5 protein-coding genes are annotated in these 6,654 nt (G+C 50.4%); 2 read left to right on the forward strand and 3 right to left on the reverse strand.

The features are described 5' to 3' along the window. Window positions 1-1,967, reverse strand: a 1,967-nt coding sequence (locus HOK28_07595) for a hypothetical protein (GenBank protein ID MBT6432937.1), incomplete at its 3' end; no start/stop codon positions are given. Between the two features lie 248 nt (window positions 1,968-2,215). On the opposite strand from HOK28_07595, the gene HOK28_07600 reads away from it, so the two are divergent. Beyond that, complete coding sequence (locus HOK28_07600) at window positions 2,216-3,949, forward strand: agmatine deiminase family protein (protein ID MBT6432938.1); 1,734 nt, start codon at window positions 2,216-2,218, stop codon at window positions 3,947-3,949. An 86-nt stretch (window positions 3,950-4,035) separates the two neighbouring features. Then, a complete protein-coding gene (locus tag HOK28_07605) occupies window positions 4,036-4,686 on the forward strand; it encodes a polysaccharide export protein (GenBank protein ID MBT6432939.1) in 651 nt (216 codons plus the stop codon). Between the two features lie 3 nt (window positions 4,687-4,689). On the opposite strand, the gene HOK28_07610 is transcribed toward HOK28_07605, so the two are convergent. Together HOK28_07610 and HOK28_07615 are read right to left on the reverse strand one after the other, a co-directional pair. Beyond that, window positions 4,690-5,784, reverse strand: coding sequence for a hypothetical protein (locus tag HOK28_07610; GenBank protein MBT6432940.1), 1,095 nt, complete (start codon window positions 5,782-5,784; stop codon window positions 4,690-4,692). 12 nt (window positions 5,785-5,796) lie between these two features. Beyond that, the coding region (locus HOK28_07615; GenBank protein ID MBT6432941.1) for a polysaccharide biosynthesis protein at window positions 5,797-6,654 on the reverse strand (858 nt) is incomplete at its 5' end.

The raw sequence follows: 6,654 nt of genomic DNA on the forward strand, positions 1-6,654 counted from the left end.
CTAAACCCGCAGTCTAAAACCAGCTCGCCTTCGCGGCTAAGCTGAGCCTTTAAGACTAAAATACTATCGCCGGTGTCTACGTCCAGCTCAACGCGGGCACCTTCGAGCCCTGGGATATCGCCCGGGCGCATGAGCGCATCCGTTCCCACATTGAGACGAAGTTCAGCCGCAACCGCTGGAGACTTATCTCCCTCTTTCCACGACATTTCAGAGATGACCAGCGTGCCCTCAGTGCCTTTCTTAAGCGAGACTTTATTGCCTTTGCCAAGCGGAATCGTAAGCTCGTCAAGCGCCACTTTAAACTCTGCGGTAGCATCTAAGACCGGCGGCGCGTGGGGTGAAATATCAAGTTCTTGAAGGTGAATGGTGCCAAATGTATCGGCACTTAAATCGGCATGCACCTTCGCGCCTTCGGTCTCCATTCCAAGATGAGCATCATGGATATCAGTTTCTATCGCCCATGGCTCGCCTGGAGCTGCTTTCATGGTTAAGCGGCTCTCTTGCGGGTTTTGGGTGACGCCAATACTGCCGCTGCCTGAAATGCGTCCACTGTCTAAAGTGAGATCGAACAGACCGGTATCAAGTAACCCGAGCCGTCCAACCTCAGCCGCCACATCGTCAGCTTGAGCTACGAGCGAAAACGTTCCCTCGCTCGAATCAAGCTTTAAACTTGCTTCCACATTCATCGGCCCTTGGGAGCCTGCGGCAAGCCGACCAAGCTTAAGCTCTACTTGTTCGCCCCGGGTATCATCCACGACCATTTTACCCGTGAGATCTTCAACACCGATTCGGTCGATATCCACTGAGAGATGGTTTTCTGCGCCCGGCTCACTCCTCATCGTAATCAGAGGCTGACCCGCTTCGTTTTCGATATCGAGCTTGCCGATGCCAATCTGATGCTTGGCGCCTTGAGACGCAGCGGCCTGCATTTGGAAGTTTGCCAGTTCGAAGGCATGCATCTGCAGATCAATGCCCACTTCTTCCTCAGCATTGCTCGTAAAATGTACATCCATTTTCACGGTGCCATTACCGCTTTGAATCCGGGTATCTCCCTGAGAAAGCTGCATCGATTTAACCGGTGCTTCCATCGAAACACGCATATCCCCCAAAGTACCGGAGGCCTGTACGGAGGTGCCTTCACGAAGGTTCAAAAGCGCACCAGGCCCAAGCTTTAAAGGCCCGGCCTTGAGTTCACCGCTGAAGTCGAAGTTCACGCCCTGCAGATCGGTAAACGCTTCAAGCGGGTTTGGCTCGTTGGAGTCCTCCACAGAGGACGAGGTGGATTCCATCGCCGCTGCGCCGCCCACATTAGCCGCTCCGCCAACGCGGTTTGACGGCATCACCTCAAAGGCAACGTCTTTTCCTTGGGTGATTCTTTGCAAAAACTCGCCGGGGTCGTCCGGTACTCGCTTTGCATCAGGGCCTAGAAGTTGCTTCGTAATATTAGGATCTGGAAAACAGGGCATCTTGGCGCGCAGCTGTCCATCGTCATCGATGTAAACGCTTTCAGGATCGAGCCATAGCGGGCCATCGAGAGAGTAGTCTTTGCCATCTTCGTCTTTGATTTCGAATTTCGTATTTTTAAAATCGATTTTTCCATCCGCTACTGCCAAGTGCAGCATGGCCTGGGTGCCTTCGCGAACGCTAAGCCAACGGCCCAAATCCGCCGTGTGCTTGAGAGGCAACTTCACCGAAAGATCGCACTTTTTCATCTGGCCCATGAGCTGAACCGGATCCATCACCACGGCCGGTGTGGTCACAGAGCCTTGGACTCTGGCCATGCCGGCCGGTCCGCTGCTTGCAATATCTCGCAGAGCTGGGTTTGAACCGGTACGCTCTAAGCGATCCAATGTTGAGGCTGGCGGAATATGGCCAGGAGCGGAGGCCGGGGTCGCCGGTGCGGAATCCGCACGAGGAAGTCCCGGTAAAATAGGGCCCGGTGGGCGATTGATGGGAGCAGGTGCCATGATTTCCTCCAAGTCAAAAGCTTAGATCAGAGCCGGGTTAAACAGAAGGGCATGAGCCTAAACATATCAATCCGCCTGACTTTTCTAAGTTTCGACAGATAGTTAACCAAGTTGTCACGATCTACCCGATTTTTCATCGTATTTTCCCTCTATACAACTCGGCAAATCCTATGTAGGGGAAAGTCGCCCAATTCTAAAAATACCGTTTTCGGGAGATATCCCGACCAAATGTTTCCGAGGAGAGTGTCGTGAAAAACACGCTGTGCTTGTTTGTATCTATCGGTTTCTTGTCACTTATCGGCTGCGGCGATTTGCCTCAGAAAAATCCGAGCCAGCCTGCCAAAGAATTGCTCACAGGCACAAGTGACGACGTCGCTCCCGAACGAGAAGAACAATCGGTTTACCCAAAGCCCATGGTCCCGGTGATGCCCGTGGACAATACCTTTGCTTGGAGCAACGACCAGCGGTTCAACTACCCCGGAACATTCGCGATTACCGCGCCGCCGACCAACACTGTTCGTACACCTGGTGAATGGGAAAACAAACAAGCGCTTCTTTTAGCCTGGACTGGTAACTTTGCCGACGTTGTTGCCGGAATCATTCGCAGCGCAAAAGTCACCACCGATGTGACCGTGGCCTACGATAGCAATCAGTCGCTCAACGACTTTAAATACCAAATGCAAAGCCGCGGCGTGTCCATCAATGGCGTGACCACGATTCAGCTGCCTGTTCAAACTTTGTGGATGCGCGATTACGGTCCTATGACCGTTGAGCAAAATGGCAAAATGGGATTCGTTGATGTGCGATACTATCCTGGCCGTCTCTATGATGATGCCTTCCCCGCACTTCTCGCGCAAAAGTGGGACATCAACAATTTTCGTATGCCTGTTGATTTTGAAGGCGGCAACTTCGTAAGCGATGGCGCTGGCACCTGCTACGCCAGCACGGTTCTTCTCAGTGCAACCGCGGAAATGTCTGGTGCATCCGAAGGTCAAGTTCGTACTTATTTTAAGCGCTACCTTGGATGTGAGCAGCTTGTTATTCTTCAGCCGCTCTACGGTGAAGGTACTGGACACATCGATATGTTTGCCAAGCTTGCCAATAAAAACACCATGGTCCTAGGCCAATACCGTAAGAGCCAAAGCGACAGCCGCCGAGGAACCATCGATGCCGTCAACGCTGATATCCTCGACAACAATGCTGCTGTCTTAAACAACGTGACTCTGATGGATGGCTCAAGCCTGAACGTGGTTCGTATGCCTATGCCAGCCAACAGCGACAACAACTTCCGTACTTACGTAAACAGCCAGTTCATCAACGGCGTAAACCTCATTCCTGTTTACAGTAATGATGACCGCTTCCAAGATGAGGCGCTCGCGATTTGGCAGCAAGTGATGCCTAACTGGCAACATGTGGATATTGACGCAACGGAGCTCATTACATGGGCTGGTGCGATTCACTGTATTTTAATGGAAGTGGGCGAAGGTACCCGTGCGAAATTTCAAAGTACGCCCGAGACCATCTGCAACGACTTTGATTGTGCGCCGAATATGACTTCAAGCACAGCGCCTAGTCAGCCGTCGCAGCCAGACCCTGAGCCAGAACCAGAGCCTGAAGACAACTCAAATAACAACAACAGCAGCACAACCACCAGCTGCCCAAGCGGCGAAACCGCTGACTGCAATGGCAACTGCGCACCGACCAACTGGCTTGCGGATGGTTACTGCGATGATGGTGCCTATTCCCACAACGGCACGGCTATTAACTTTAGCTGCGAAGAATTCAGCTACGACCGCGGCGATTGCCAGCCAGCGGGACAAAGCTGCGCATCCAACGAAATGCTAGACTGCCGCAATCAATGTGCACCGAAGGCATGGCTTGGCGATGGTTACTGCGATGCTGGTAACTATGTGTACGAAGCAACCGGTCAGGCCATTTACCTGAACTGCTCAGCATTTCAGAATGATGGCGGGGATTGTTGAGGATAGAATATTCTTAACGTTGTTAGATACTTACTTGATAAAGAGAAAGTCTATACATCATCGTAAAGACCTGCTAGAACGCCGCCATGAGGCTATCTAGAACAGTTATAAGAATCTGCTCGACTCTATTCTTAGTTTCGAGCCTGAGTGTTGGTTGCGCAACAACTGAGACAATCACAGATTCCGCCGCGAACTCTACAACCAAAGAGCAGAAGAAAAATATCTCGCCGATTGACTCGATACCTCGGGAGCCTCACGGTCTTGGGCCAGGAGATGTCTTCAAAGTTACAGTTTTTGGCCAAGACGAGCTCTCCGGAACACATAGAATTCGCACCGATCACACCATTGACTTTCCGCTTGTTGGTACCATCAAGATGGAGGCTCAAGATGTTCGCGCGATAGAAGAGACCATCACCGGTAAGCTCAAAGACTACCTGGTCAACCCTCAGGTCTCGGTGTTCGTAACCGAATACAAATCCAAGAAGATTTTCGTGTTCGGATTTGTAAAATCACCTGGGACTTTTGCCTATCAAGATGGCATGAACATCATCGAATTAATCTCGTTAGCCGGAGGTTTTTTGCCTAACGCAAACCAAAACGGCACCTATGTAACACGCACCATCAAGGGCAATGAAACCAAGATTGATGTTGCTGTTCAAAAAATCGTCGAAGGTCGTCTCACTAACCTGAGTCTCCAACCTGGCGACATTGTGTTTATCCCAGAAAGTATCTTCTAAGTCTCAAGACTTCGGTTGGGTATTTGCCCTAAAGTCAGCGATTCTTAGCTTTAAGCGTCCTGAAAAGTAGGTGACCGGCCACAGTGGTTTACCCGATGTTAGCCATTCAAAAAAGATGACACGACAAACTTGCGAACCGGTATCCCATCTCCGTTGACGTTGCCCCATGTTGTTTCGAAGTATGAGTTGTCTAAAACCGCTTGGGCGCAGTGCTTGTTCATAGGGAGCAACACTCTCCATTCCCGGCCAATCCTTTAGTAAATACAAAACGCCCCAAAGTCCTTGCTCACCCCGACAATCACGAACCCGTTCGACCACCGTATCCATATCAATTTCTTTTTGAGATAAAAGGGCATAAGCATCCAACAATAGCTTAATGACGCCACCCCTAAAAACGGAAGCCGATAGGTTTAAAGAAAGATATGTTAGCTGGTCATGCCACTCCAAAGCTCTCACGAAGCCGCTATGCGTTGAATAAGACTGGGCTCTACTTAGAAACCCCTTACCGGGGTCCTTAAATCGCGCATCGCAATTAAGTTGCATGTGCAAATCAATGGGGCATCGCCCTGGCTCAGAACTGCACAAGAGAAGCTGGAAATGCTCAGGGTCTGAAACACGATGGCTATCTCGTATCTGGGGATAATAACCGATAGTAGCTAACGCCTCGAATGTTTCCGATTGCTGCTCGGGATCAATTAACAAGTCGATATCAGTGGTTCCCCGTTGACCGAGCCCACCGTACAATAAAAGATCAGAAGCCACGCCCTTAAGAATGGCGTACCGAATCCCAGAGTCTCCAAGGACCGCCTCAATATCTTCCCGGGTACGCTGTATATACATAGAGCTGGCCATCGCCTGATGCTGGCACTGCTTTATCCCCAAGAATTGTGAATCTACGCCAAGCTTAGATAAACCTGACTGCACCAATACACCGACCTTAAAAGAGTTTGCGTCATCAATAAGCTCGCGAACCACTGCCGGGTTCATCAGTGCTGTAGAGAGACTCTCGCGGCGCCTCAAACACCCCGTCATCTCAAAACAAAGAACATCAATGATGTTTGAAAATCGCGCGCCGGCTATGGGATGAAAATAGAACATCGCACCCGAAACTTAGGAGACCTTATTCTCGACCGAGAGCTGTACAACGTTGGAGGACTGCACACCCTCTGGATGGAAAATTGTTGATTCAGGTACCAAGCGACACATCGCTTTACGCATTTCGTCTTCACGGTGGGTATCAAGTGCCAACCTTAGAAGATCAAAAGATGTCTCAAAACTTTTGCTCTGGTGCGACTCTTCCATACTCCCTATATATATCTTGGGGTGCCGAGTTCTTTCCATAAGCTCACCGTCGTATTGGATCTCCTCATAAAGCTTTTCGCCCGGCCGGATACCAGTGAACACAATCTCAACATCAACCTCAGGAACCAGACCTGAAAGCTTAATCATCTCTCGAGCCAAATCTTGGACCCGAATAGGCTCACCCATATCCAAGACGAATACCTCGCCGCCTTGCCCCATGGCACCTGCTTGAAGCACCAACTGCGATGCCTCGGGAATGGTCATGAAAAAGCGGACCATATCTGGGTGTGTGACCGTGACAGGTCCACCACTCTTAATTTGACCGCGAAAAATAGGAACAACAGAGCCCGCGGAACCGAGAACATTGCCGAATCGAACGGCCATGTATTGGGTCGCATATTTCTGATTGAGCTGCTGAATTGTCAATTCTGCGATACGCTTGGTCGTTCCCATTACAGATGTGGGGCGTACTGCTTTATCGGTTGAAACCAAAACAAACTGACTTACCTTAAATTGGCCCGCGAGCTCTGCAAGTCCTGCAGTCCCAAGAACATTGTTCTTAACTGCCTCACCCACATTGGATTCCATCAGTGGCACGTGTTTATGGGCAGCCGCATGAAAAACCAGCTCAGGACGATACTCATCAAAAATTTGAGTCATTCGGGC

It is taken from the genome of Deltaproteobacteria bacterium (assembly GCA_018668695.1).
Taxonomy (GTDB): Bacteria; Myxococcota; XYA12-FULL-58-9; order XYA12-FULL-58-9; family JABJBS01; genus JABJBS01.

Coding starts and splice junctions, on each gene's coding strand:
- HOK28_07605 (MBT6432939.1), top strand. CDS start 4,036: ATGAGGCTATCTAGAACAGTTATAAGAATCTGCTCGACTCTATTCTTA.
- HOK28_07610 (MBT6432940.1), bottom strand. CDS start 5,784: ATGTTCTATTTTCATCCCATAGCCGGCGCGCGATTTTCAAACATCATT.